At 66.0% G+C, this 24,971-nt stretch carries 20 protein-coding genes and 1 pseudogene; 12 read left to right on the top strand and 9 right to left on the bottom strand.

Features of this window, described 5'->3' with window-relative positions:
• Positions 1 to 227: 227 nt before the first annotated feature.
• From ACQP0C_RS19320 to ACQP0C_RS19290, 7 genes and pseudogenes are all read left to right on the top strand, one after another.
• Complete coding sequence (locus tag ACQP0C_RS19320) at positions 228 to 3,242, top strand: Tn3 family transposase (RefSeq protein WP_433734276.1); 3,015 nt, start codon at positions 228 to 230, stop codon at positions 3,240 to 3,242.
• 109 nt (positions 3,243 to 3,351) lie between these two features.
• Entirely contained in the window at positions 3,352 to 4,536 is a 1,185-nt protein-coding gene (locus ACQP0C_RS19315) for an NAD(P)/FAD-dependent oxidoreductase (RefSeq protein WP_433734275.1), read from the top strand.
• Positions 4,533 to 5,429, top strand: coding sequence for an RNA polymerase sigma-70 factor (locus ACQP0C_RS19310; RefSeq protein WP_433734274.1), 897 nt, complete (start codon positions 4,533 to 4,535; stop codon positions 5,427 to 5,429). The genes ACQP0C_RS19315 and ACQP0C_RS19310 overlap by 4 nt, the downstream gene beginning before the upstream one ends.
• A gap of 184 nt (positions 5,430 to 5,613) precedes the next feature.
• Positions 5,614 to 5,856, top strand: a pseudogene (locus ACQP0C_RS19305) (recombinase family protein); the annotation flags it as partial.
• A gap of 122 nt (positions 5,857 to 5,978) precedes the next feature.
• Positions 5,979 to 6,221, top strand: a complete 243-nt coding sequence (locus ACQP0C_RS19300) for a hypothetical protein (RefSeq protein ID WP_433734273.1) — start codon at positions 5,979 to 5,981, stop codon at positions 6,219 to 6,221.
• 186 nt (positions 6,222 to 6,407) lie between these two features.
• Complete coding sequence (locus ACQP0C_RS19295; protein WP_433734272.1) at positions 6,408 to 7,001, top strand: TetR/AcrR family transcriptional regulator; 594 nt, start codon at positions 6,408 to 6,410, stop codon at positions 6,999 to 7,001.
• Complete coding sequence (locus ACQP0C_RS19290; RefSeq protein WP_433734271.1) at positions 6,998 to 7,840, top strand: alpha/beta fold hydrolase; 843 nt, start codon at positions 6,998 to 7,000, stop codon at positions 7,838 to 7,840. Before ACQP0C_RS19295 ends, ACQP0C_RS19290 begins: the two co-directional genes overlap by 4 nt.
• Positions 7,841 to 8,003: 163 nt before the next feature.
• Here ACQP0C_RS19290 and ACQP0C_RS19285 read toward each other — a convergent pair whose 3' ends face one another.
• The 4 genes from ACQP0C_RS19285 to ACQP0C_RS19270 all read right to left on the bottom strand — a co-directional run bounded on the left by ACQP0C_RS19285 (position 8,004) and on the right by ACQP0C_RS19270 (position 13,169).
• The gene (locus tag ACQP0C_RS19285) at positions 8,004 to 9,212 is read right to left on the bottom strand and encodes a DUF418 domain-containing protein (protein ID WP_433734270.1); all 1,209 of its coding nucleotides are present in this window, start codon (positions 9,210 to 9,212) and stop codon (positions 8,004 to 8,006) included.
• A gap of 101 nt (positions 9,213 to 9,313) precedes the next feature.
• On the bottom strand, positions 9,314 to 10,081 hold the full coding sequence (locus ACQP0C_RS19280; protein ID WP_433734269.1) for a hypothetical protein: 768 nt from the start codon (positions 10,079 to 10,081) through the stop codon (positions 9,314 to 9,316).
• 228 nt (positions 10,082 to 10,309) lie between these two features.
• Positions 10,310 to 11,716 carry a three-helix bundle dimerization domain-containing protein gene (locus ACQP0C_RS19275; RefSeq protein WP_433734268.1) on the bottom strand — a complete coding sequence of 469 codons (1,407 nt, stop codon included), beginning with the start codon at positions 11,714 to 11,716 and terminating at the stop codon, positions 10,310 to 10,312.
• A 454-nt stretch (positions 11,717 to 12,170) separates the two neighbouring features.
• Entirely contained in the window at positions 12,171 to 13,169 is a 999-nt protein-coding gene (locus ACQP0C_RS19270) for a zinc-binding dehydrogenase (RefSeq protein WP_433734267.1), read from the bottom strand.
• 54 nt (positions 13,170 to 13,223) lie between these two features.
• Between ACQP0C_RS19270 and ACQP0C_RS19265 the strand changes: the two genes are divergently transcribed.
• Positions 13,224 to 14,033, top strand: coding sequence for an AraC family transcriptional regulator (locus ACQP0C_RS19265; protein ID WP_433734266.1), 810 nt, complete (start codon positions 13,224 to 13,226; stop codon positions 14,031 to 14,033).
• Between the two features lie 1,488 nt (positions 14,034 to 15,521).
• Here the strand turns inward: ACQP0C_RS19265 and ACQP0C_RS19260 are convergent.
• The 3 genes from ACQP0C_RS19260 to ACQP0C_RS19250 all read right to left on the bottom strand — a co-directional run bounded on the left by ACQP0C_RS19260 (position 15,522) and on the right by ACQP0C_RS19250 (position 18,299).
• Positions 15,522 to 16,940, bottom strand: a complete 1,419-nt coding sequence (locus ACQP0C_RS19260) for a S8 family serine peptidase (protein ID WP_433734265.1) — start codon at positions 16,938 to 16,940, stop codon at positions 15,522 to 15,524.
• A 62-nt stretch (positions 16,941 to 17,002) separates the two neighbouring features.
• On the bottom strand, positions 17,003 to 17,599 hold the full coding sequence (locus ACQP0C_RS19255) for a DUF308 domain-containing protein (RefSeq protein ID WP_433734264.1): 597 nt from the start codon (positions 17,597 to 17,599) through the stop codon (positions 17,003 to 17,005).
• A gap of 88 nt (positions 17,600 to 17,687) precedes the next feature.
• A complete protein-coding gene (locus ACQP0C_RS19250; RefSeq protein ID WP_433734263.1) occupies positions 17,688 to 18,299 on the bottom strand; it encodes a maltokinase N-terminal cap-like domain-containing protein in 612 nt (203 codons plus the stop codon).
• Positions 18,300 to 18,640: 341 nt separating this feature from the next.
• Between ACQP0C_RS19250 and ACQP0C_RS19245 the strand changes: the two genes are divergently transcribed.
• Entirely contained in the window at positions 18,641 to 19,675 is a 1,035-nt protein-coding gene (locus ACQP0C_RS19245; protein ID WP_433734262.1) for a fatty acid desaturase family protein, read from the top strand.
• Positions 19,676 to 20,003: 328 nt separating this feature from the next.
• Here ACQP0C_RS19245 and ACQP0C_RS19240 read toward each other — a convergent pair whose 3' ends face one another.
• Positions 20,004 to 20,936, bottom strand: a complete 933-nt coding sequence (locus ACQP0C_RS19240; RefSeq protein WP_433734261.1) for a hypothetical protein — start codon at positions 20,934 to 20,936, stop codon at positions 20,004 to 20,006.
• A gap of 923 nt (positions 20,937 to 21,859) precedes the next feature.
• Between ACQP0C_RS19240 and ACQP0C_RS19235 the strand changes: the two genes are divergently transcribed.
• Positions 21,860 to 22,267, top strand: a complete 408-nt coding sequence (locus tag ACQP0C_RS19235; RefSeq protein WP_433734592.1) for a YciI family protein — start codon at positions 21,860 to 21,862, stop codon at positions 22,265 to 22,267.
• 6 nt (positions 22,268 to 22,273) lie between these two features.
• The gene (locus tag ACQP0C_RS19230; RefSeq protein WP_433734260.1) at positions 22,274 to 23,419 is read left to right on the top strand and encodes an RNA polymerase sigma factor; all 1,146 of its coding nucleotides are present in this window, start codon (positions 22,274 to 22,276) and stop codon (positions 23,417 to 23,419) included.
• A gap of 178 nt (positions 23,420 to 23,597) precedes the next feature.
• On the opposite strand, the gene ACQP0C_RS19225 is transcribed toward ACQP0C_RS19230, so the two are convergent.
• Positions 23,598 to 23,966 (bottom strand): hypothetical protein, encoded by a 369-nt coding sequence (locus ACQP0C_RS19225; RefSeq protein WP_433734259.1) that lies wholly within the window; start codon positions 23,964 to 23,966, stop codon positions 23,598 to 23,600.
• Positions 23,967 to 24,309: 343 nt separating this feature from the next.
• Here ACQP0C_RS19225 and ACQP0C_RS19220 point away from each other — a divergent pair, with 343 nt between their 5' ends.
• Positions 24,310 to 24,966 (top strand): winged helix-turn-helix transcriptional regulator, encoded by a 657-nt coding sequence (locus ACQP0C_RS19220; RefSeq protein ID WP_433734591.1) that lies wholly within the window; start codon positions 24,310 to 24,312, stop codon positions 24,964 to 24,966.
• The last annotated feature ends 5 nt before the right edge of the window (positions 24,967 to 24,971 follow it).

Genomic DNA, 24,971 nt, shown 5'->3' with positions numbered 1-24,971 from the left:
CCTGTCACCCACCGCGTGTACTCCCCCGCGCTGTACACCGACTCCGGCGCAACCGCGTACGCCACCTGCGACCCAACCTGGGGTCCCGGTAGTAATCGCGCGAAAAACAACACATATGGCTGGACCAGCAGCGATGGCGTTGTGATTGGTTCGGGCTGCGGGCGGGTGCGGTAGGTGCTTGGCTTGGCTGCCGATGAGGTTGGTCGGCGTGTTGGAGGTCAGGTTTCGTGGCGACGCAGGTGTTCGCGGATGAGGAGTTGGCGCGTCTGCGGGAGTTCCCGGAGATCAGCCGCGAGGAGCTGTTCCGGTTCTTCACGCTGACCCCGGCTGATAGCGCGTTTGTCGCGCCGGGGCGGGGGCGTGGCCCGGAGGATCAGCTCGGCCTTGCCGTGGCGTTGTGCACGCTGCCGTGGCTGGGGTTCGTGCCGGACAAGGTCGCAGCCGCGCCGCCGGTGGCGGTGTCCCGGTTGGCGGATCAGCTGAAAGTCGATGCGTCACAGATCCGTTCGTACGGTCGCCGGGCACAGACCCGCACCAAGCATCTGCGCCTGGTGGCCCAGTATCTGAGCTGGCGGCCTGCGGGTGCGATGGAGGTGAAGGAGCTGGACGAGTTCCTGTTGGCGCGGGCGATGGAGCATGATTCGCCGACGCTGCTGTTCCGGTTGGGGTGTGAGTATCTGATCTCGGCGCGCGTGATCCGGCCCAGCCCCGACACCGTGGTTCGCCGCGTCGTGCACGCGCGTGAGCAGGCGCAACGCGAGACCTATGATCGGCTCGCGCACGAGCTGACTCCGCAACACTGCGCGGAGTTGGACGCGTTGCTGGTCATTGATTCCTCGATTCGGATGTCACGGTTGCGGTGGTTGTCCACCGGACCGGTGGAGGCGTCGGCGGCCGTGGTGCGCAACGAGGTCGAGAAGCTGGGATTCGTGCGGGGCCTGGGCGCGGACACCCTGGATCTGTCGATGCTTCCGGCGGAGCGGCGCCGGTTCCTGGCCACGCTCGGCCGCCGCCTGACTCCGCAGGCGCTGGAGCGTCGCGACCCGCAGCGCCGGTATCCGATCTTGTTGACGGTGCTGGCGCAGTCGGGCACCGATGTGCTCGATGAAGTGGTGGAGCTGTTCGATCAGGCGCTGTCGGGGAAGTTCAGTGCCGCCGAGAATCGGATGCGTGAGCAACTGGCCGAACGCGCCAAGACCGGGGAAGACCGGCAGGCACTGCTGGATGACCTCCTATCCATCCTGATCGACCCGCAGATCCTCGATGAGGATGTGGGCGGATTGATCCGGGGTGAAGGTATCGGGTTGGAGCGGTTGCGGGCCGCGATCGCTCAAGCCCAACCGCGTCTGCCGCGTGATCACGGGCATCTGGCCGCCCTCGATACGTCGTATTCGTATCTGCGGAAGTTCACTCCGGCGGTGTTGTCGGCGGTCCGGTTCGCCGGCGGTACCGCGGCGACGGAGTTGCTGATCGCGGTGGACATGCTGCGCGAGCTGGACGCGACCGGCCGCCGCAAGGTGTTCGACGACGCACCGACGGGATTCGTGCCGGCCAAGTGGCGCGGCTACCTCGAGCAGGCGCGCAAGAGCGGCAACACCGTGGCCTATCGGCACTATTGGGAGTTGTGTGTGCTGCTCGGGTTGCGGGACGGGCTGCGTACCGGGGATGTGTTCGTGCCCGGGTCGCGTCGCTACGCCGATCCGGCCGCCTACCTGCTCACGCCCGAGCAGTGGGAGCCACAGCGCACCGAATTCTGTCGTCTGGTCGACAAACCGGCCGACCCGGCCGACGCGCTGGCCACGCTCACCGACGAATGGCATACGGCGGTCGGCGAGCTGGAGCAGCTCCTCGCCGACGGGGACGGGCCGGTGCGCCTGGACGAAGCCGGTGATCTGGTGATCTCCCCGCTGACCGCCGAGGACATCCCGACCGAGGCCATCGAGTTGAAGGCCGAGCTGACCGAGATGCTGCCGTTCGCGCCGATCGTGTCGCTACTGATCGAGCTGGACAAACGCACCGGCTACCTGGACTGCTTCACCCACGCGGGCGGCAAGCAGGCCCGCAGCCCGGAGCTGAAACGCAATCTGATCGCGGTCCTGCTGGCCTACTCGACCAACCTCGGACTGACCAATATGGCTGCCGCGTCGGGGATCTCCTACGACATCCTGGCTTGGACCGCGGAGTGGTATGTGCGGGAGGAGACGCTGCGCGCGGCGAACCTGGCGATCATCGGCTACCACCAAAGACTGCCACTGACAGCGGCTTTCGGCACCGGCACCCTGTCCTCGTCGGACGGGCAGCGGTTCCCCACGCGCGGTAAGTCCACCACCGCGCGAGCGGTGAATCACTTCTTCGCTGAGGAGGGCCTGTCGACGTATACCCACGTGACCGATCAGCACACCACCTACGGCACCAAGGTGATCGTCACCACGCGCCGTGAAGCCCATTACGTGCTGGACGAAATCCTGGGCAACGCAACGGATCTGCCGATCACCGAGCACGCCACTGATACCCATGGGGTCACCCTGGTGAATTTCGCGCTGTTCGATCTGCTCGGGATGCAGCTGTCCCCGCGCATCCGGGACCTGGGCAAGATCACCCTGTACCGGCCGGTCCCGCGCGCCGAGGCCGAGGCGCAGTTCCCGCATGCGGGACCGCTGCTGACCCGCAAGCTGAATCTGGACCTGATCGCCGAACACTACGACGACCTGCTCAGGTTGGCCGGGTCGCTGAAGTTCGGGCACGCCACCGCGTCGCTGCTGGTCGGCAAGCTGTCGGCCTCGGGCCGGCAGAACGCCCTCGCCGCGGCGCTCAAGGAGTATGGCGCGATGCGGCGCACCATCTACGCCTGCCGGTACCTCACCGATCCGGACTACCGGCGCAAGATCTCGCGCCAGCTCAACAAGGGCGAATCCATCCACGCCCTCAAACGCGGCCTCATCTACGCCCACGAAGGCGCTTTCCGTGCCCGTCACCTGGAAGCACAAACCGAGCAAGCATGGTGCCTGACTTTGGTCACCAACGCTGTAATCGCCTGGACCACAGAGTATTACGGGCTCGCGGTGGACCAGATGCGCCGTCAGGGCCGTCGCATCGACGCTGATGTGCTGGCCAACATCAGCCCGGCGCAGAGCGCCAACATCAACTTCTTCGGCGCGATCGAGGTCGATATCGAGGCCGAACTCGCGGCGCTCGGGCCCACCGGCTACCGGCCGCTACGAGTCCGCGACACCCTGTTCTGAGGATCGAGGGTGCAGGTGTGATCGAGCGGGGATCCCGCACTCTCGGGTGCAGTGGTGCACATCACACACGATGGTGTCATGTTTCGGCGGTCGGTGGTGTCTTGAGGACATGACACAACAAGGCACCCTCCACAAGGTCGTTGTCATCGGCGGCGGTTACGCCGGAACACTCGCGGCCAACCACCTGCGGATGCGCACCGACACCGACATCACGCTGGTCAATCCCCGCTCGGAGTTCGTCGATCGAGTCCGGCTGCATCAGTTCGTCGCCGGAACCGGCGACGCGACGATCGACTACAGCACGCTGCTCGGCGAGGGCATCCGGCTGGTGGTCGACAGCGCCACGCGCATCGACACCGCCGCCCGTACGGTGCGCCTGGCGTCGGGTCGTGCGCTGGACTACGACCACCTCATCTACGCGGTCGGCAGCACCGCGGCACTACCGGCGGTGCCCGGGGCGGCCGAGTTCGCTTTCCCCATCGCCGAGTTCGAGTCCGCGCAGCGGCTGCGTGCCCAGCTGGACGAGCTGCCCGTCGATGCTCCGATCACGGTGGTCGGCGGTGGGCCGACCGGCATCGAGACGGCCGCCGAACTGGCCGAACAGAAACGCGCGGTCACGCTGGTGTGCGGCGGAACCCTGAATCCGTCACTGAGCCCGCGAGGTCGCCGATACGTCGCCAAGTGGCTGTCCCGGCACGGTGTCACCGTGCTCGAAACCGATCGGGTGAGCCAAGTCCGGCCGGACGCGGTCGTGTTGACCGACGGTGCGGTGCGTGCGAGCGCACTCACCATCTGGACCGCGGGTTTCGGCGTACCCGGGCTGGCCGCCGCGAGCGGGCTCCGCACCGACACGCTCGGCAGGCTGCTCACCGACGAGACGCTGACCAGCATCGATGACGACCGCGTCGTCGCCACCGGCGACGCCGCCGCACCCTCGGGCCAACCGCTGCGAATGAGTGGGCAGGGCGCCGGGCCGCTCGGGGCGCAGGCCGCCAACACGGTGCTGAGCCACATCGCGGGCACCGAACCCGCCGTGATCGACCTGGCCCTCACTGGGACGTGCATCAGCCTCGGCCGTCGCGTCGGCATCCGGCAGCTCGCCCGCAAGGACGACATCGCGGTGAACCTCTATATCGGCGGCCGCGCGGGCGCCAGGATCAAGGAGTTGACCTGCAAGGTCGGGGTCGGGAAGATTCGCCGCGAGGCCCGCAAGCCGGGCTCGCTGTTCTGGCCCAAGGGCGGCCCGCGACCCGCACAGCCCGACTCCGCCGCACCGGCGGTGACGTCCGCATGACGACCGACGAGCACGCCGAACGATTCACCCTGCTGCGGCCGCTGCTGTTCACCATCGCCTACGAAATCCTCGGCTCGGCAACAGAATCCGACGACGTGCTGCAGGACAGCTACCTGCGGTGGGCCCAGGTGGACCTGGCGAGCGTACGCGACACCAAGTCGTATCTGGCGCGGCTGGTGACCCGCCAGTCGCTCAACGCGGTGCGGGCCAGCGCGCGCCGTCGCGAGGACTACATCGGCCCGTGGCTGCCCGAACCGCTGCTCGTCGAGGACACCGACGCCGCAGCGGATCTGGTGCTCGCCGAATCGGTGTCGATGGCAATGCTCGTGCTGCTGGAAACACTGAGTCCCGACGAGCGTGCGGTCTTCGTGCTGCGGGAGGTATTCGGCTTCGACTACGACGAAATCGCCGCAGCGGTAGGCAAATCCATCATGACAGTGCGTCAGGTGGCCCACCGTGCCCGCTCGCACGTTGACGCACGCCGCAAACGTTTCGAACCGGTCGACACAGCCGAGATCACGCAAATCACCCAGCAGTTCATGACAGCCGCGACCACCGGCGACGTACAGGGCCTGCTGTCGCTGCTGGCTCCCGACGCCACCTGGACCGCCGACAGCGGCGGCAAGGTCACCGCGGCGCGCCGACCGGTCGTGGGCGCCGAGAAGGTGGCCGCCGCCCTGGCGAACATCTTCCACACCAGGCGGCGCACCTCGGACATGCGGATCGAGACGGTCACCTTCAACAACACGCCAGCGATGGTCGCCTACAACGGCGACCATCTGGAAGGCGTCTTCCTGATCGAGATCCTCGACGGCAAGATCACCAACATCTACGCCATCCGCAACCCCGACAAACTCGCCACTGTCGCGGTTCCACGCCAGATCAGCCGGTAAGAACCGACAAACCCCGATGAGCGACAACCACCCCAGTGCTCAGTGAACGTCTCGGGGTGTTCCGTAAGCCGATCCACCATCGGAACACCACGGAGCGAGAATTCCGGCCCAGGTAAGCAGTGTTCCGCAGAGGTGTTCCGCGAACCATCCCGCTCAACCCCCGCTATCCGGAACAATCCAAGCGATGGATGAGCCGTTCCGCGTCCGATACTGCCGCTGCTCCACCGACGAACAGGACGTCGAGATCCAGACCGAGCAACTACTCGGGCTCGGTGTCCCGCCCGAACGGATCTTCATCGACAAAGGATTCTCCGGAACCACCCGCAAGAACCGGACCGGGCTCGACAACGCCCTCGCCGCGGTCACCTCTGCGGCAGCCGCCGCGAGCGGCCGGCAGGTGGTACTGACGACGACGAAGTTCGACCGGTTCGCGCGGAACATGGCCGAGGCCGGCGAAACCCTGACCGGCCTGCGCGAGCGGGAGGTCCTGGCAACTCGATCTACGACTGGCACGACCCGTTCGGCAAACTGTTCCTGCAAACCCTCGCGATGGTCGCCGAATTCGAAGCCAACCTCAACCACCTCCGCACTCGCGAGGGCATGGCCAAGGCCCGGGCCAAAGGACGCCTCAAAGGCAAGCAACCGAAACTGCCTCTGGCAGCACGGAAAACGATCCACCGCCGCTACCACGACCCCGACGACGAGGCGAGCCTGGCCGACCTCGCCGAGGAATACAGCGTCGGCCGCTCCACCATCCATCGCATCGTCAGCGGGACCACGCCCCGGACATAGGCCATCGCTGCTGGTCCAGTCATGTGCGTTGTTTTTCGCGCGATTACTACCGGGACCCCAACCTGCACCCCGGCTCCGAAACGCTCCCCCGGCTCGAGTTGAGCGGGGTCGCGGAATATCTTGATGATTGCTAAAGCTAGACACCTTAGGCTATAACCTAAGTATCCTAGTTTGACAGGAGGGGTCATGTCACCGCGTGCCGGGCTCACGGCCGAGCGGATCACGCAGGCAGCGGCCGAATTGGCCGATGAGGTCGGGTTCGACAACATCACCGTGGCGGCGCTGGCCAGGAAGTTCGGCGTGAAGGACGCGAGCCTCTACTCCCACATCAGGAATATCGAGGATTTGCGCAATCGGGTGGCCATGCTGGCCGCCGACGAGAAGACCGGCCATATCGCCGCGGCGGTGGCCGGGCGCGCCGGACGGGATGCGCTCGCCGCGTTCGCCGGCGAGTGGCGCGGTTACGCATTGGCGCATCCGGGTCGCTATGCCGCCACGCAGATGCCGATGGATCCCAGCGTCGCCGCCGGATGGACCGGTGGGCGGCGCGCGATCGATCTGACCTATGGGATGCTGCGCGCCTATGGTCTCGGAGAACCCGATATTACCGACGCGGTTCGCCTGTTGCGCAGCACATTTCACGGATTCGCCACCCTGGAGGCAAGTGGCGGCTTCGGCCACTCCCGGCCGACCACCGCGTCCTGGGACCGCATTATCGATGCTTTGCACATCACTCTCACCCAATGGCCATCGACCGACGAGAAAGCGAAAACCCAGTGAGAACAGAAACATTGGCCGTGCCCGGCGCCGCCCTGTATTACGAGGTGCGCGGCAGCGGCCCGGTGCTGCTCCTGCTGCCCGGCAGCGGCGGCGATGCCGGAATCTTCGATCCGGTCGCCGATACCCTCGCCGAGCACTTCACCGTGGTCGCCGCCGATCCGCGCGGTTACTCCCGCAGCGCCCTCGACGATCCCGAACCGGTGGACCAGCGGATGGAGGTATTCAGCGACGATGCCCACCGGCTGCTCGAACACCTCACGCCCGCGGGCGAATACGCCTATGTCACCGGCATCAGCGGCGGCGCGGTCGTCGCACTGGACCTGCTCGCCCGCCATCCCGAGCGACTGCGACTGGTCGTCGCTCATGAGCCGCCGTGCTTCGCGATCCTGCCCGATGCGGACGCGCACCGCACGATGGTCGAGGAGGTGATCGAACTGTTCAACCAGCAGGGCCCTGCCGCCGCTGGCGCGCGCTTCATGCAGGCCGTCGGCGTCCGGTCCAAGCCGCTGCCCGATCCAGCGCAGGTCCCGACCCGCACCGCCGAAATGCTCGGCCGTCTCATGGCCAACACTGCCGTGATGTTCGCCCACGAACTGCGCCAGGTCACCGGCTACCGCCCCGATACGGCCGCACTCGCCGCCGTCCGGGATCGGCTCGTACTGGCCGCTGGACGCGAAACCCGAGGCCAACTACCGTATCGCACCGCCGCAACCATCGCGACCGAGTTGCAGCACCCGCTCGTCGAATTTCCGGGCGGCCACAGCGGCGTCCGCGAAACCCCAACCGAATTCGCCCGCACTCTGCTCGAAACGCTGACGGCCAGCGCCGCCGAACGCTGAAGCCCTTCTCTACCATCGATACCGGTCGCATGCGAAGCCGACGCTCGGCGTGATCGGTTTACGACAACAGTATCGGAGAGCTGGCCCGGAACAGGGCCGAAGCCGCGCTGAGCGAGCACCTTTCGTCCACCTGCGGAATGTGCGCGCTCAGCGCAATCATCACTCAATCCCGCTGCACCGGAACATATTCCGACCGACGCCAGGCCGGAACCGATAGATACGTCGCGGCCCGCAAAACCCACTCCACCGGCCCATACGCATGCCCGCGCAACCACCGCTCGCTGAGCACGATCTGCACCCCATAGGTCACCAGCGCAATCGCGATAACGCCCGCTGGTGGCACATCATCGGCCAGCGCGAACCCATAGCCGGTGTAGATCACCATCAACACCACCGACTGCAGGATGTAGTTCGATGCCGCCATCCGCCCGGCCGGGGCGAGCAGCGCGAGATACCTTGCGGTGCGCGCAGATTCGGCCAGCATGACGATCCCGGCGATATACGCGAAGGTCATCAATGGGTTCACCAATTCCTGGATCCCGGCCCAGTACGACGGCGGATCCAGCCAATCCATCACATTCGCGAAGGTCACCGCCGAGACCGGCAGCCCAACCACCAGCCCGCCCACCAACACCCGAGGCGCCCAGCGGCGCAGTATCTCCCGATCGGTGAACAACTTGCGCTGACCCGCCGCCATTCCGATCAGGAACAACCCGAGTGCCGGGACGCCCTGGGTGAACCAGATCAGAACCATCCACCCCGGCGCCTGCGACACCTGCATCGCGAAGGTGTCGCCGAAGCTGCCGGTATACCCCTCGCGCAACGCCACCACGTCGAGCAGATCGGCGAGCGCCACGACACCGCCGGAATTCGGGAGAAACGACCACACCGACCACACGCCGTACAGCATCGCCCCACTGATCACCGCCGTCCGCGGCCCCACCCACCGCAGCAGAATCAAGATCAGGCACAGGAACGCGTAGAGGGTCAGAATGTCGCCGATCCACAGCAGAACGACATGCGCCAGCCCGACCGCCATCAGTGCGGCACATCGACGCAGCAATCGCGGATTCGCCGACACACCGGCGCGCTGCGCCGCCGCGATCTGCAGGGTGAACGAATAGCCGAACAGGAATGCGAACAGCAGATAGAACCGGCCCCCGAACAGCGCCTCCACCACCGCGTTCACCATATGGTCTGCCGTGCCGTCGAAGCCGGGTCGCGGATCGTCGTCGGTCCCGGTGAACGACCAGATCAGTGTGGCGACATTGACATTCACGATAAGGATCCCGAACAGCGCGAATCCCCGCAGAATGTCGACTTCGGCGATCCGTCGACCGGACGCCGGGGCGGACAGCACCGATTCGGACATGATCCGAAGGTAAGCGGTCGCACCGAAACGGTCGTCCTCCCATCGGCCGATTCCCACCCTGATCCGATGCACCCCGGACCGCTACCTCCGGCGTATTGACATCACGCCAGGTCGGCGACCTCCAGATGGATCTGCCGCTCGACGGCGATCTCGACGAGGAAGCCGCGCTCCCCACCCGCCGAGGTCTTCGTGTGGAATGCCGCCACCGCTATCTCCCCGACCCGCAACCGCTGGCCGGTGAAATCGCGCTGCCCCAGAATGATCGGCTGTGCCCGCTCGAACTCCAGCTCGCTGACATCATCGGGCAGCGGGTGGCCGAGCAGGTCGGTGACGGTGCCGGGGATCAGCCGGGCCGCGACGATCTGATCGAAACTCGGGCGCCGCACGATCCGGTGCGCCAGATACATCTGGCCCGGCCGCCCGAAGCACAGATGCGTCAGCAGCTCGCCCTTGCGCAATGGATGCGCACCGAGCCGGGCGAAGGATACGACATTGCGCACCGCGACATCGATATCGCGCGCGATCACCGCGCCGCCGCGATCCAGATGGCCGCGAATCAGATTGCCCCGGAACGCAGTTCGCGGATGTTGCGCACCCGGATCGAGGTCGGCCAGCGACAACCCCGCCGGAGCGAAGGCGTGACAGCCGACGAATCCGGCGCGTCGATCCGCGCCGAGCGCCCGACGGCCGCGTTCATCCAGTTCGACGTCGAGCACTACTTGAAAGTCATACGGCGCGAAAAACATCGGCCGATGCGAGAGATAGCAGTCGGTGCCGGTCCCGAACACCACCATCCCGTGTGTACCCACTGTGGGCACCGACCGGCATGGACCCGCATGCACGGCCGTCTTGGTGAACATCCCACTCATGAGGAGGCTCCTTTCCTCCATCCCCGACCCCCAGCCTGGCTCGAGCACGCCCCCCTGCCACGAGTGTCCGGCTACTCGAATCCCCCGACCCCCGCTACTCGACCTCCCGGATCCGATATGTCCCCTTCGTTCTCCACGATCCCCCGATTGCCCCGACTGGGCAATCGGTCATGGCCTGGACATATCGGTCGCCGGTAAATGCCCTGGCAAAGGGGCTGCGGACCAGGACTAGTTGTATGTCTTGGTGACGCCGTCGAGCAGGTGCTCGAGGGTGTCGTTGGTGGGGGTGTCGATCATGTCGATCAGGTCGGCGGCCACCGCGACGTGGTTGTCGCCGGTGACCTTGGCGAACTGAGTCGGATCGCTGGTGCGGAAGCCGTGCTCGGCGGCCAAACGCTGCAGGTCCGGGTCGGTGCTGAGCAGGCGGCCGACGCGATCGCCGGACGCGTTCAGCGGCACCAGGGTGTGCTGGGAGAGCACGGTCGGAGACGGGTAGGTCAGCACCATGCCGGGCTTGATCTGCCCGCGCACGGTCGCCTCGACGAACTGCGCCTCATAGATCCAGACCATCGGCGTCGGGCCCATGCCCGCCGAGAGGTATTCGCGGAACGGGCCTTCGGTGGAGTTCTCGGTGTAGCCCTGCCGCACGAAGAGCCGCGAAACCGTGGGCAGCACGGCCTGTTCGGCGGCCGAGCCCTGCACGATGGTGTTGTCGTTGGCGACGTGGCTGGCAATGGCCAGGTACATGGCCGCGGAGTTCGAGGTGCGCGGATCGGTGGTGGAAACCAGGATGTTCTTGTGCACCGGGTACACGGTGTTGCCGGGAAGTTTGTCCCACTCCATGTCGGTGCGCACGAGTTCGAGATAGCGGGCCATGTCGAAGATCGGCACCGGCCCCGGACGCAGCACACCGGCGGCGCTCAGCAGGTCTGCGATCGGCTGGAAGGTCGCGATCGCCATGGGCGAGGAGAACGGCGTGTACTTGGTGCTGATATTGCGGGCCCGCTGGATCCGATCGGCAGCCGGCGCACTGGACGGGAAGGCGAAGTCGTATTTCCCGAGGTCGACCGAGGTCGCGATCTGCCGCGACCCCGCCGGATCGACTGCCACCTTGACACCCTTGCGGGCCAGCGCCTCCACAACGCGTGGATCTTCGAAGAACGCCATCTTCTCCGAACCGACCACGCCGTGCACCGTGGTCATCCCGGGCGCTGCCGTACCGGCTGCGGCTGGTTCGTCGGGCCGCCGCACGGCGAATCCGACGACGAGTGCGAGGACCAGGACCACAACGGCGGCGGCGAGTGCCAGCAGCCGCTTATCGGCGACGAGCTTGCCAGCACCCGAGGCCACGATCGCGCGGATACCCTGCGCCTGAGTCCCCGAATCGCTCTGAACAGCAACAGCTTCGGTCGCAGGCGCAGCGGCCGTTGCGCTTTCGTCCTCCGATGCCGCCGCCAATTCCCTGCGGGCGATCCGCTCGATGAGAATCGGCACGAATTCCCGCACCGGATGACCTTCGAACCGCTGCCGCGCCGTGCCCACCACGGTCTCGACCTGATCGGCCGGGTAGTCGTCGACCAGGCGATCGGTCAACCGCTGGATGGCCTGCTCTTCGCGGACAGTAACGACACCCACCACAGTCTCCTCGGCGTCCCTTCGGTTTTCCGGTCACGACGGCACTCACCCCTGCCCGCGCCGCCGAACCCTACCGAAATTTTCCGCCACCCCGACACCGGCGCCACCCCCATCGGTGGCGAGCGAATCCCATTTCGACTGTGCCAGTGGGCATCTGCCGCAGACCGGCACCCACCGCCTCTGCGCAGGTCAGCGCGAAATCACTGTGCGATGACCCGCTCGCACCAGGGCGGCCCCGGCCGCGAACCGATACGAACCGCGGCCCGAACTCGCGCCGAAAGTTCAACGGGCTATTCACCTTTCGCCACCCAGCGTTGTCCGCATGTTTCCACCGCACCGTGGGACCGCGCCGCGGGCGACGCACGGCGGCGGCCGTTCCTGCCCGGCCCGGTTCTCTGGTGCAGGAGACCGCACAGCGCCAACCGGGGCCTGTGCGGTCTGTCTCCACCAGTGGCTAGGGCACCACGACAACCTTGCCGGTGGCTCGGTTGTCCTCCATGTACCGGTGCGCCGCAACGATGTCGTCCAAGCCGAAGACACGGTCGAGATTAGGTCGGTAGATGCTGGTCTCGACCTCGTGGACGACCTGCTGCAACACGGTCGTGCCCGCGCTCCCCTCGACGTTGTTGCTGTGGAAAGCCGTCAGCTTGGTTCCGGACGGGATCATCGCTATCGGTTCGAAGTCCGCGATCAGCCATCCACTGAGCGAGCCCGCCACGCACACCGTTCCGCCCCGACGGACCAGGTGCAGCGAGTCCACTGCGGTGCGCGCCCCGACGAGATCCAGCACATAGTCAGGCCCCTCGGGCCAGACCGTGTGCATGCTCGCTGCCAGCGGTTCACCGGCGTCGACGAGCACGTGGTCGACGCCATTCGCGGTCAAGGCGTCGGACTTGTCTTGCCGCCGAGTGGTGGCGGCGACTTCGACGCCGTAGCTGGACGCGATGGACGCGGCCGCCATCCCCACCGACGAGGTCCCGCCGCGAATCAGCAACCGCCCCCCGGCACCCGCCACGATCCCCAACGCGTTGAGCGAGCCTCGCGCGGTCAAGTACGTCTCAGGTAGTGCGGCCAAGGCGTCCCAGGACAGCGTGGTGCTGACCGGCATCAGCAGCGAGTTCGGCAACAGCGCATACTCCGCATAGCCGCCGTCGAAGTCCCGTCCCATCTCCCCCATCACCGCCGCAACGGTCGTCCCGTCCGGCATCGTGGGATCGGTCGAGGCTGCCACGATTCCCACACATTCGATCCCGAGCACACGCGGGAACCTCACATTCGGGGAATGCCCCTGCCGGGTCCTCAGCTCCGACCGGTTCAGGCCCGCGGCCTTCACCTGCACCAGACTCCAGCCCTCCCGAACCGCTGGCACCGGCACCTCGCGGATCTCCAGCACATCCGGCCCACCCGCCTGGACACAGACCGCCGCTCGCATTGTCGTCGTGATGTCGCGCATGCATTCACTGTCGTCGGCAGGCGATGTGGCCTGCTACCGATAGAATGCCAACTTATGCCCGTTGGCCGCCAACTTCCCCGACTGGGTGGAACATCCCAGCTGTGGCCGTCCGGAGGGGTTCATCGATGGCCGTCGGGGGGAACGAGTTCGGTGCATTCCCATCCACGTGGACATCTGGTGTACGCAGCCCGTGGTGTCCTGTCGGTGCACACCGAACGCGGCACATCGATCGTTCCGGCCAATCGGGTCGCGTGGACTCCTGCCGGGTGCATGCACTACCACCGTGCGCACGGCCAGACCGATATGCGGATCGTATTCCTCCCGGCATCCCTGGCCCGGCTCGTACCGGACCATCCTGCTGTGTTCACGGCCTCCGACCTCGCCCGCGAAATCCTGCTCACCCTCACCGGCCCACGCAACTACGACCGTGCCGCACGCGACCAAGACCGCGCCGCGCTCGCTCGCCTTCGCCGAGTCCTCGTCGATGAACTCCACGAAGCCCACGAGCAGCATCTGCAACTGCCGGAACCACACGACGACCGGTTGCAGGCCATTGCGCAGTTGCTGTACCAGAACCCCGCAGACAACACGTCATTGGCCGAACTCGGGCAGACGATCGGAGCCAGCGCCCGCACTCTCAGCCGACTGCTCAACAACGAACTCGGCATGACCTTCTATGAGTGGCGCACACAGCTACGCATCTATCACGCACTCGTCCTTCTCGCCGACGGCCACGACACCACCCACGTCGCCCACGCCTGCGGATGGGCGAACCCCAGCAGCTTCATCGCAGCCTTCACCAACATCATCGGCACCACCCCAGGCCGCTACCGCCCCGGCCACCAACCCCGCACCACCTCATGACGTGGACAGCACGTCGTGCACCACTCATCACCGGACCGAAGGACGATCCGCGACAGTCGAATACGCGAAATTGCCAGTCCGGGCGCCCTTTCAACCCGGGGTTCCGGTAGTAACCGCGCGGAATAACGGGGTTGAGGAGCATCCGGGAGGAAAGTCACGCTAAGCGGATGGGCTGAATCTGCCTGGCACCGCGCCGCGATCAGCCGCGATACCGACTTGCCCGTCAGCGCCGATCAGATGCAACTGTTCTGGTCGGCACCGGCGGATTCGGGGAGATCTGTCCGAGTCACATAGGGTTCTACCGCCGGGCAGTCGATAGCCGGGCTGCGAGGGCGTGTGCCGGATCTTCTCAGTCCGATCCGCCGTGTGCTGCCCGTGCCGGGGTGGGTTGTACGTTCCCGATCGGCGGTGGCGGTGCAGGGAGGAGACGGTCCTCCGTAGCGCGATCTGGGGCAATATTATGCGCTTGGCGACCCAGCCCTACCCATACCCGTCCGCTCGCGGGAAGAGCACCACTCGTAATGCCCAGGTCATTGCGGGCGCTGGCATAGAAGTGATCTCGTACCTTGCCGAGTTCCTCGTATAGGGCCAGGTACTCGGCGTGAGTGACCTCTCTGCCTGTGGCTATCTGGCTCAACCTCCAGATCGCCTGATGCCAGGCGCGAGCAGCCGCCACCGTGGCGGGCGACCCGAGCAGGAGCAAGGTCTCCCATTTCACGGCTCGAACAGCTTCCGCTTCAGCTAAAGCGTATGTTCCTTCATCTACATCGATCGGGTGCGAACCGCCAGGGTAGCCCCGCATTCCAGCAAGTCGGAAAGCGATCTGCGCTACATTTTTCACAGCGTTCGCATACTCGCTGTAGGAGTTCAGAAGTCGGTCATCCCACCGCGTTTCCTGACTCCTGCGCCATTTTGCTCGCTCAGTGAGTGATGTGAACCAGTAAGTTCCTATCGAGCCGAGCACCACACCAGAAAGTGTCAGTATCTGTAGCACGACTGAGTCCATGCCATGAATTGTCCTGTGCTGTAACAAGATCGGGAACTACAGCTTCATAACATCGGGGCGTGAGTCCGCCTGAAGCCCAGTGAGTCGGAGGGGTTGATAGCATCGGGGAGGAAAGTCACGCTAAGCAGTCGGGGTGAATCGGCTTGTTGTGCTGGTGATTTCATGTCGGCGTGATTGATGAGGGTGTGTCCGGTTACGGGCGTTTCGGTGTGTTGTCGCATGCTGTCCGTCGGTGGGCGTGACAGCAACGGATTATCCGATGATCAAACGCGGTCCCGGCCGCTGCACCATGTGTGTTCAGGCGTTGGCACGTTCGTTGCTACGCACCACGATCAGTGCCGTGAGATAGTGCTCGGTCACCTGCCCGCCGAGTTCGCCCGCCGGGCCCGGGACAGGACACGGCGGACCAATTCCTGTGTTCGAAGGAATTCCAGGCGGCCATGTGGTGTCGCGGCCCCGCATCGCCAGATCCCCGCTCGAATTCACGGTGCGGTCATGGCCTGGATATCGGGTAGGTTCCCGATTCGCTGGGTCGCGGGCCGTCCTGGTGCGTCCATTTGCGGTGAGCCGGTGGCGCGCAGCCGGGCCCGTACTTCGGCCGGGGTCTTGCGACCGGCCCCTGCGGCCGCCAGTCCCTGGTAGCTGGCGACCGAGCCGACGACGATCGGGGATGCGCTCGAGGTTCCACTGAAAGTGTCTGTGTACCAATAGTCTTCGTCGGCACCGCCCTGCAGATCGCCGTATCCGGTGGTGGTCACCTCCAGGCCCCAGCCCTGTGCGTCGAGGCGGGATCCGTAGTTGGAGAAGGCGAGCCGTGAGCGCGCGGGTCCGTTGTCGCGGCCGTGGAATCCCGGTGGCGGAGCGCCCGCGCCGACCAGGATCGCCCCGGAATCGGCTGCGCCGCCACGGAACGGGTTGCGCCAGGAGGACGGGAAATCGGCGGGTCGGGTGTCGTAGAGCGCGCTGTCGAGGTCTTCGGCGCCATTGCCCGCGGCCCCGACCACGATGACACCGCGTCCGATGGCGTAGCGGATCGCGGCCCAGTCGTCAGGCCACCATTCGATCGCGATGTATCCGGCTTGGTCCGAACGGTTCTGGTAGTTGTAGCGCGGTCCGGGCCGATGCAGTTCGAGCAGGATGATATCGCCCGCGCCGAGCGCGTCGGCGGCGGTGCGGATGGCGGCCGCGGAACCCGCGTCGAAGACCGAGACCGCGCGGATGGCCGCATCGGCGGCAATGCCGGTAATGCCGAATGTGTTCACGTCACCGCTGATCTCACCGGCCACCGCGGTGCCGTGATTGCGCCAGCCCAGATCCGCCGACGGCGCATTGCCGATCACCCCGCCCTGGTTCGCCAACAGGTCCTCGTGGGTGAACCGCCACGCGCCCTCCACATCCACGATGCGCACGCCCGCGCCGCGACCACCGGGTTGGGTCCACGCCCAGCGCGCGTTCACCCCCTGCGGCGCGGCGTCCAGATATCCCTGCCGGACTTCGTAATTCGGCGTGACCGCCGGTGCGTCCTCGCGTCGCCGAACCGCGATATCGGCCAGCACCACCGGTGGCGCGATCGGCGGCTCGGTGGGCGGTTTGATGTAGGCCGCCTCGACCGCGTCATCGGCTCGCAGCCGATCCGCGAGCGCCTCGAGTTCGGCCGCGACACCGCGCACCGCGAAATAGTTCAGGTACTGCGCACCGATCGGCTCCTGATCGGTGTCCGCGATCCGCTGCGGCAGCCGATCGGCGGGCCCGAAGATCCGCAGCGGCGCACCGCCTTCGGGCAGCAACTCGACCAACCGGGATTGCGCGGCGATACTCTCGCGCACCGCATTGCGGTCGATACCCGCCCGCGCGCCGTGGGTGACAACGATCAGTTCCGAACCACTCGCCGTGGGTGCCATGCCCGACAGTCAACCCGCCAACTGATCTTCGCGCCACCGCACCAATTCGAGAGTGTGCCAACTCAGTTCGGCACTGCCGGAATGGGCGCGGTGTCCTGGACCGAGACGACCTCGCCCCGGCCTCGGGCGACAGTGAGGATTTCCAGTGCGCCCATCACGATCGCGCAGCCACCGGCCGCGATGGCCAAAGCGTCGAACGAATCGAAGGGCACGACGATCACGACCATCCCGACCACCATGGTCAGCAGCCCGAACACCTCTTGCCAGCCACTTTCCGGCAATTCGGCGGCCCAGACCGCGACGGTGGCCTGCGCGATGCCTCGGATGGCCCAGCCGAGGCCGATCCATACCGCGAGCAACACCACCGAATCCGTGCTGCGCAACGACAGCACCGCCAGGGCGACAGAGGCCGCGCCGCTGAGGAATACGAAGATCCGCAGCGCGGTCGCCAATCGCGAACCCATGGCGATGATGAGCTGTAGCGCACCGCTCCACAGGAGATACAGGCCGAACAGCAGTTCCGCGGTCGCTTCGGTCTTGTGCGGCCACATGGCGATCAGCGCCCCGAGAATCACCGAGCCGACGCCTGCGACCAAGACCGCCTGCCGCACTCCGCCGACAACCGAACCCCCAGGACCCGCACTCTCGTTTTCGGGCATAGCTCAATGGTATGACCCGAGAATGCGGATAGCCGAATATTTGCTTTCGACTCGCGTAACTCCGATATTTTTCCACCGGATTCCCGGCTTATGCCCCTATTGCGAGGATTACGCCGCGGGCGGTGGACCCGTCGCCGAGTTGCCACGGCACGCTCACCCGACCATGTGCCGTACCAGGGGCGTCGGCAGTGTTCAGGACCTGGCGTAGCACTGCGATCGCAGCGCCCGGCACCGCGATATCGGTCTGTGAACGTCCATCGATGGCCGAGACGAGTTCGCTTGCGGTGTCGGCGAGTTCGCCGACACTGACGATGACCGACGGGTCCACAGTGTCGGTCTCGCTTTGTGCCTGCGGCCGCGCTCGCCCGGTCAGTAGCGCGACAATCTGGGCGAGCGCCACCGGATCCCGGGTTCCGTCATAGACCCAACGCTGTCCGAGCACGCCGTGTATCGAGGTGCCGATGAGGGCTTCGTCGGCACCGTCGAGTGGCGCGCCACGGTAGGTCAGCGGCAGGTGGTAGGTGCGTGCGTCCGGCCCCGCGCCATCGGTCACCAGCATGAATTCGATGCCGACCGCACCCGCCGGATCGTCGAGCCGGAAGCCACCGGCCTTGGTCAGCTCCGGTGTGCGCCCACTGTCTCGATACCAGGGCCGGGTCGGCAACCAGGCGGTGAGCAGTTCGAGTTTGGTGGGAGACATTGTCGTGCGGTGGATTACAGCCATGGGCCACACTACCCTTCGGCGGCAGCGGGCGGCGCTACGCGGCCTGGAGTTCGGGGGTGCGTGCTGCGATCCCGCCAGAGCTCGGCCACGATCCACCCCGCGCCGATGGTCACCAGTTGCACCCCAACCGATGCGCGCCGCATGGGGCAGCGAGAAGTGCGGCCGGACAAGCGGTGGCCAGCGGCACACCGCTGCGGCGAGGTCGTTTCCGGGGCGCCGACAGCCGATGCTCCCGTCGGCGTGGTTGTTACGAAGATGTGTCATCGATCGGCAAACCCGTTCACTTGGACGTGGTCTCCATGCGTCAGGCTGGTTCCGTGGTAGTTGCGTCTGATGTCGTGCCGGTGCGTGGCAGTGAGTACTCGGTCTTGTTGCGTCGGATCCGGGAGGCGGATCTGTTGGACCGGCAGTTGCGGTACTACGGGTGCAAGACTGCGATTACCGCAGGGGCATTCGTTGCCGGGTGGGCGGGGTTCTTCGTCATCGGAGATTCGTGGTGGCAGCTGGGTGTTGGGCTGTTCCTGGCCGCGGTGTTCTCGCAGATCGCGTTCCTGGGGCATGACGCCGGGCACAAGCAGATCTTCGCGTCCCGGCGGGGCAACTACCTGTACGGCATGATCGCCGGCAATCTCGGTATCGGGCTGAGCATCGGCTGGTGGACCAGCAATCACAACAGGCACCATGCCCACCCCAACACCGAGGGTGCGGATCCCGACGTCATGGGAATCCTGGCCCATTCCAGCGAACGCGCACGCGCGGGCACGGGTATCCGCCGGCTGATCTTCCGCTACCAGGCCTGGCTGTTCTTCCCAATGTTGTTGCTCGAAGGCGGCAGTTTGCACTACGCGAGCGTCCGTGCGGTGTTTCGCTGGCCGATCCCGAATCGCATCTGGGAGGGTGCACTGCTCGCGGCGCACAGTGTCGGGTACCTCTCCGCGGTGTTCCTGGTCCTGTCGCCGGGTAAAGCGTTGGCGTTCATCGTTGTTCAGCAAGGTCTGTTCGGGTTGTACATGGGCTGCACGTTCGCCCCCAATCACAAGGGGATGGAAGTTCTGCCTGAAGGCGACAACACCGACTTCCTGCGCAGACAGGTACTCACCTCACGCAATATCCGCGGCGGCTTTCTCGTCGACACCGTCCTGGGCGGCTTGAACTATCAGATCGAGCACCACTTGTTCCCGTCGATGCCGCGCGCCAACCTGCGGCGAGCCCAGCCGATGGTCGCGCAGTTCTGCGCCGAAATCGGCGTGCCCTACTGCGAGACGAGCCTTGTCGAGTCCTACGTCCAAGCGCTGAGCCACCTCAACGACGTCGGGCGCCAGACCTGGACGACACCGCAACCGGTCGAATAGGGCAAGAGGGTCGGTAGGCGCCGATTCCGCATCTCACCGTTCATCGTGAACCACCCGCCACGCCCCCTTCGGATACCGACGGGCGGATCGCGATTTCGGGACCGCCGACCAGCATCGCACGGATCATGTGCTGGTCTGTTGGGCCTACCAGAAGCCCAGCTCAGGCTGGGCTTTGCGTTCCGGTGCTACTTCGCGTCGGCCGATCTTCCGAACTGATTCACAACTGAGTTGTTCGACGCGTCCCGGTCGGTCCCCACCGCTGACCTCTGTGGACCGCTATTTCCGGAGACCGCTGTCGTCATCGAATTCGAAGATGTATCGCGGTCTGCTATCCCGGAGCCGCATCGGACACCGAGCCCCTTCGGCTCGCGCGAGATTCGGCGACCATATGGTCGAGCTGACGTTCCGCGCGTTCCGCCCGCGCCAATGTCTGCGCCCGGGCGTCATCGAGTGCGGCCAGCCGTTCGGCTGCTTCGTGGCGGGCCTGCTCGAGCGCCGCCGCAGACTCGGCGCGCACCGCCGCGATCTCCGTGCTCCCCGCGCGGCGAACATCGGCGAGCTCACCGCGGGTCCGATCCAGTTCCGCCCGCACCCGGTTCAACTCCTCGCGCGCCTCGGCGACGGCCTGATTGCGCTCGGCGGCAGACTGTTCGGCGCGTTCGATGGCGCGCTCGGCATCGGCGGCGCGCTGCACCGCCAGATCGCGTTCGGCACCGGCCGCGGTGATCTGCTGGGCGGATTCGCGGCGGATCTGCTCGATCTCGGCGGACGCCTTGCGCCGCGCCAATTCCACATCCTCGGTTGCCTGCTGCCGCGCACGTTCCACATCGTCGGCCGCCTCGCGACGGATGGTACGAATCTCGGTTTCGGCCGCGCTACGCGCCGCGAATACGTCCTCGGCGGCCTGTTTGGTTGCCCGCTCGACCTCACGCATCGCATCGGCCCGCGCGGTATCCGCCTGGGCGACCAGGGATTCCGCATGCTCGGCCGCACTCGCCGCATCGTCGGCGGCCGATTCCGCTGCCGCCCTGGCCTCGTCCGCCTCCCGACGCGCCTGCTCGGCCGCGACCGTCGCGACCTGCGCCTCGGCGATCCGCCGCGCCGCATCCGCTTGCACGGCCTGTACCTGCGCTTCGGCGATCGATGGATCGGCGAGGGTGGACAGCTCGGCCACCGCCGCGGTCAGCGTATTGCCCAATTGATCAGCCAGCCCACGGAATTGGGTGAGCAGTTCGTCGGCACGCAAGCGAGCCACCGTCACCGGCCCCTGCTGCGTCACAGTGACAGAACTCGGGGGTGCATCCGATTCCTGTTGCTGCCGTTGCCGTTCCCGCCACGCCCGCCAGCGCGTGTGGTCGGGATGGTCACAGTATTCCGAGGGTCGCCCGGGCCCTCCCCCGCGCGTAATCGGTCGAGCGCACCCCGGGTAGCTACAAACGTTGGACACCTCAGAATCGTAGCGTTGGTTTCGTCAATTCCAACGTATCCGCACGAAACGAAATCCGTGTCGTACCAAGAACTTCCCAAGTCAACCATCTGGTTCTAGCCTCCGATAAGTGAACATTATCGGGGGTCAACTCCTCTGAGCCGGCCGCAAACTCAGGGCTTTGGTTTCGTTTACGTTTGGTGCGTGCAAACGAAACGTATCTCCAACGGAACTCATGAAAAACTGGGCACCCCGCTCGATCAGCGCGGTTCTGCCCCGATCTGTCGGATCCCCAGCGATTTGTCGTAGCCGTCACGAGTTCTCTGTGATGTGTCGGGCAGGTGGCGTGCCGGCAGTCTGAGCTGGAGAGGATGTGCCTGTACTGAATACTGTTGAGCACCAGTGGGATTCAAGGCCGATGGTGCAGACTGGCGGTTAGAGGTTGTTGTTCGTGGCCGCCGGTTGAGCGACGGGTGGTGTAGCCACCGGTGGTCGTCCACGAGACTGATGGGCCACGCACCAGGTGGCCTTCCGAAGGAAAGTGAGTACCCGCGTGAGTGTCGAACCCGAGATCTGCACGACTGCCGGACTCGTGCGTGGCAGGTGGGACAACGCCAGCACGGTCTTGCGGGGTATCCCCTACGCCGAGCCGCCATTCGGCTCGCGGGAGCTTCGGGACGGCCCGGTATCCCGAGCACGGCTCCGTCCCCGAGGTGAACACGACCACCATGGGCCGTACCGCATCCAAGGAGAACATGATGGCCAAGTACCTGCTGCTCAAGCACTACCGGGGCGCCCCGGCATCGGTCAATGACGTGCCGATGGATCAGTGGACGCCCGAGGAGATCTCGGCCCACGTGCAGTACATGCAGGACTTCGCGGATCGGCTCGAGAGCACCGGCGAGTTTGTCGACGAGAAGGCGCTGTCCCAGGAGGGCACCTTCGTCCGCTACGACGGCGAGGGGAGGCCGCCGGTCACCGATGGCCCGTTCGCCGAGACCAAGGATCTGATCGCTGGCTGGATGGTGATCGACGTGGACAGCTACGAGCGGGCGTTGGAGCTGGCCGGCGAGCTGTCCGCGGCTCCGGGCGCGGGTGGGAAACCAATTCACGAGTGGCTCGAGGTGCGCCCGTTCCTGACCGCGCCTACGACGGTTACAGAGTGACGCACGGTGGATGAGGCCCTGGTCCGAACCCTCACCCCCACTGTGATCGGGATCCTCGGCCGCCGCGGAGCCGACTTCGCGGCCGCCGAGGATGCCGTGCAGGATGCCCTGATCGAAGCGGTGCGGGTGTGGCCGCACGACCCACCGCGCGACCCCAAGGGCTGGTTGGTCGCCGTGGCCTGGCGCAAGTTCCTCGACGCCGCCCGCGCCGATACCTCCCGTCGGCGGCGCGAGGAGCTCGTCGACACCGAGCCCATGCCCGGCCCGGCCGAAACGGTGGACGACACACTGCGGCTGTACTTTCTGTGCGCGCATTCGGCCCTGACCCCGGCCTCGGCGGTCGCGTTGACGCTGCGCGCGGTCGCCGGGTTGACCACGAAACAGATCGCGCAGGCCTACCTCGTGCCCGAGGCGACCATGGCCCAGCGCATCAGCCGGGCCAAACGGACCGTCTCGAGCGTCCGGTTCGACCGAACCGGTGATGTCGCCACGGTGCTGCGCGTGCTCTACCTCGTCTTCAACGAGGGCTACTCCGGCGACGTCGATCTCGCCGCCGAGGCGATCCGGCTCACTCGTCAACTGGCGGCCATGATCAAGCACGAGGAGGTTGCCGGTCTGCTCGCGCTCATGCTGCTCCATCACGCACGGCGCGCGGCACGGACTCGCACCGACGGCAGCCTGGTGCCGCTCGCCGAACAGGACCGCAGCCTGTGGGACACCCGCCTGATCGCCGAGGGCGTCGAAGTGCTCCAGGCAGCCCTTACCCGCGACCGATTGGGAGAGTTCCAGGCCCAGGCCGCCATTGCCGCGCTGCACGCCGACGCCCGCACGGCCGAGGAGACCGACTGGGTGCAGATCGTCGAGTGGTACGACGAACTGCTGCGGCTCACCGACAACCCGGTAGCCCGCCTCAACCGCGCCGTCGCCGTCGGCGAGGCCGACGGCGCACGGGCCGGACTGGCCGCCCTGGCGGAGCTCGACCCCGCCCTGCCCCGCTACACCGCCGTCGCGGCATACCTGCACGAGCGTGACGGTGACCCGGTGACAGCGGCCCGGCTCTACACCGAAGCCGCCCGAGCAGCACCCAATCTCCCTGAACGCGACCACCTCACGCGTCAGGCCGCACGGCTCACCGCAAAGCTCCGCGGTTGAGCGGCCCTACACATGGGCAGGCGTTCACTCGGTCGGTAGGGATCGCCCGACCACCCTGTCGGCTGGTCGCGGTACGTCCTTGACCTTCAGGTATCGGGCACCCCGTACCCCGGCACTCACCATGAACGAAACCTCACGGACGCCGCCGCCATGGTGACCGATCCGGGCTTGCGAGCCCTCAGTGAAGGCTGCCCCTCGACACTTGTTTCCCGTCGTTCGCCGACTTGACCTCAACGAGAATCACGTTCACTTCGCCCGCCAGCAATTCCCAGGCGTGGTCGAAAGCGTCTTCTTGCCAGACGACGGCACCGGGGTTCAGATCTACGATCTGCGTCGTCCCATCGGCCCAGGTCACTTTCTGTCGCCCGGAGCCGAGGTTGACCACCAGCATCGGCGGGTGCGAGTGCATCGCACTTTCCCAGCCGTGAGAGGCGCGCGCATGGATCACCCGAACGTGTTCGTTCTCGAACAAGACTTGGTGCACATCGGGATCCACGATCGTTGCGTGCTGGGGCTTCTGAGCTGAGACCGGGGTCGAAATACTCATTGCAGGCTCCTATCTGCCGGGTTGTTGCGCGATCTCGGCGCTGGCTCCACCACCGGATCGGCCCGGTGATCTCGGAGTGGACCACTGGCTGTCGCACGGATCTGTCCTTCCCAGCGCCATCGTCGCCACCTGACCTCGCTGGGTTCCGCCAGGCCGGCTGCTAAACAATAACCGCATGGAGTTGTAAAAAACAACCGCTCTAAGTAGTGGTTTTGCATCAGAAGGCAATGGCCTGCCGACCAGCCGTAGCTATCGAACCCATGTGGGATGACTCGGGCTCTCGACGCCGGTGGGGCAAAGAGTTGTGAAAAGCAACTACTATGAGTGGCAGTTTCAGATCAGGATGGACAAGGAGGGAGTAGCGATGCCGACCAGCCGTAGCTATCGGGACTCGTGTGGGATAGCTCGGGCTCTCGACGTTGTCGGGGAGCGGTGGGCACTGCTGGTCGTGCGCGAGCTGCTCCTGGTGCCGCAACGCTTCTCCGAGCTGCGGCACGCTCTGCCCAACGCCAGCTCGAACCTGCTTGCCGATCGACTTCGAGAACTCGAACAGCACGGGGTGATCCGGCGTCGCAAACTCGCGTCAACGGCAGGCCCGCAGGTCTACGAACTGACAGAGTGGGGCCGGAAGCTGGAACCGATCGTCCTGGCTCTGGGCGATTGGGGGATCGATGCCCCCAACCCCGCAGAGCCCACCTCACTCAGCGCCACCTCGGTGCTCATCTTCCTGCGAGGTGCCGTTCGTCCCGACCCGGCGGCGCCGCCGATCGTTTGTCGCCTCGATCTCGACGGCTCGGTCTGGACGGTCTCCGTTGACTCCGGAAAGGTGCAGGTGCACAGCGGTGAACCTGCCACGGCCGACATCTCGCTTCGCACGGACCCCAAGACGCTCGGCAGCCTGCTGGCCGACCCCACCTCGCTCGACGCTGCGCTCGCCGAAGGGAGCGTGGCCCTTGTGGGCGAGCTTCCGGCCCTCAACCGGCTGCTATACGGGAGTTGAGGATG

The sequence above is a fragment of the Nocardia sp. CA-129566 genome (assembly GCF_050956075.1).
GTDB lineage: Bacteria > Actinomycetota > Actinomycetes > Mycobacteriales > Mycobacteriaceae > Nocardia.
The sequence above is the reverse complement of the archived record's forward strand: the minus strand, read 5'-3'. Positions and strand labels throughout refer to the sequence as shown.

Coding starts and splice junctions, on each gene's coding strand:
- ACQP0C_RS19315 (WP_433734275.1), top strand. CDS start 3,352: ATGACACAACAAGGCACCCTCCACAAGGTCGTTGTCATCGGCGGCGGT.
- ACQP0C_RS19310 (WP_433734274.1), top strand. CDS start 4,533: ATGACGACCGACGAGCACGCCGAACGATTCACCCTGCTGCGGCCGCTG.
- ACQP0C_RS19300 (WP_433734273.1), top strand. CDS start 5,979: ATGGTCGCCGAATTCGAAGCCAACCTCAACCACCTCCGCACTCGCGAG.
- ACQP0C_RS19295 (WP_433734272.1), top strand. CDS start 6,408: ATGTCACCGCGTGCCGGGCTCACGGCCGAGCGGATCACGCAGGCAGCG.
- ACQP0C_RS19285 (WP_433734270.1), bottom strand. CDS start 9,212: ATGTCCGAATCGGTGCTGTCCGCCCCGGCGTCCGGTCGACGGATCGCC.
- ACQP0C_RS19280 (WP_433734269.1), bottom strand. CDS start 10,081: ATGAGTGGGATGTTCACCAAGACGGCCGTGCATGCGGGTCCATGCCGG.
- ACQP0C_RS19270 (WP_433734267.1), bottom strand. CDS start 13,169: ATGCGCGACATCACGACGACAATGCGAGCGGCGGTCTGTGTCCAGGCG.
- ACQP0C_RS19265 (WP_433734266.1), top strand. CDS start 13,224: ATGCCCGTTGGCCGCCAACTTCCCCGACTGGGTGGAACATCCCAGCTG.
- ACQP0C_RS19260 (WP_433734265.1), bottom strand. CDS start 16,940: ATGGCACCCACGGCGAGTGGTTCGGAACTGATCGTTGTCACCCACGGC.
- ACQP0C_RS19255 (WP_433734264.1), bottom strand. CDS start 17,599: ATGCCCGAAAACGAGAGTGCGGGTCCTGGGGGTTCGGTTGTCGGCGGA.
- ACQP0C_RS19250 (WP_433734263.1), bottom strand. CDS start 18,299: ATGTCTCCCACCAAACTCGAACTGCTCACCGCCTGGTTGCCGACCCGG.
- ACQP0C_RS19235 (WP_433734592.1), top strand. CDS start 21,860: ATGGCCAAGTACCTGCTGCTCAAGCACTACCGGGGCGCCCCGGCATCG.
- ACQP0C_RS19225 (WP_433734259.1), bottom strand. CDS start 23,966: ATGAGTATTTCGACCCCGGTCTCAGCTCAGAAGCCCCAGCACGCAACG.
- ACQP0C_RS19220 (WP_433734591.1), top strand. CDS start 24,310: ATGGACAAGGAGGGAGTAGCGATGCCGACCAGCCGTAGCTATCGGGAC.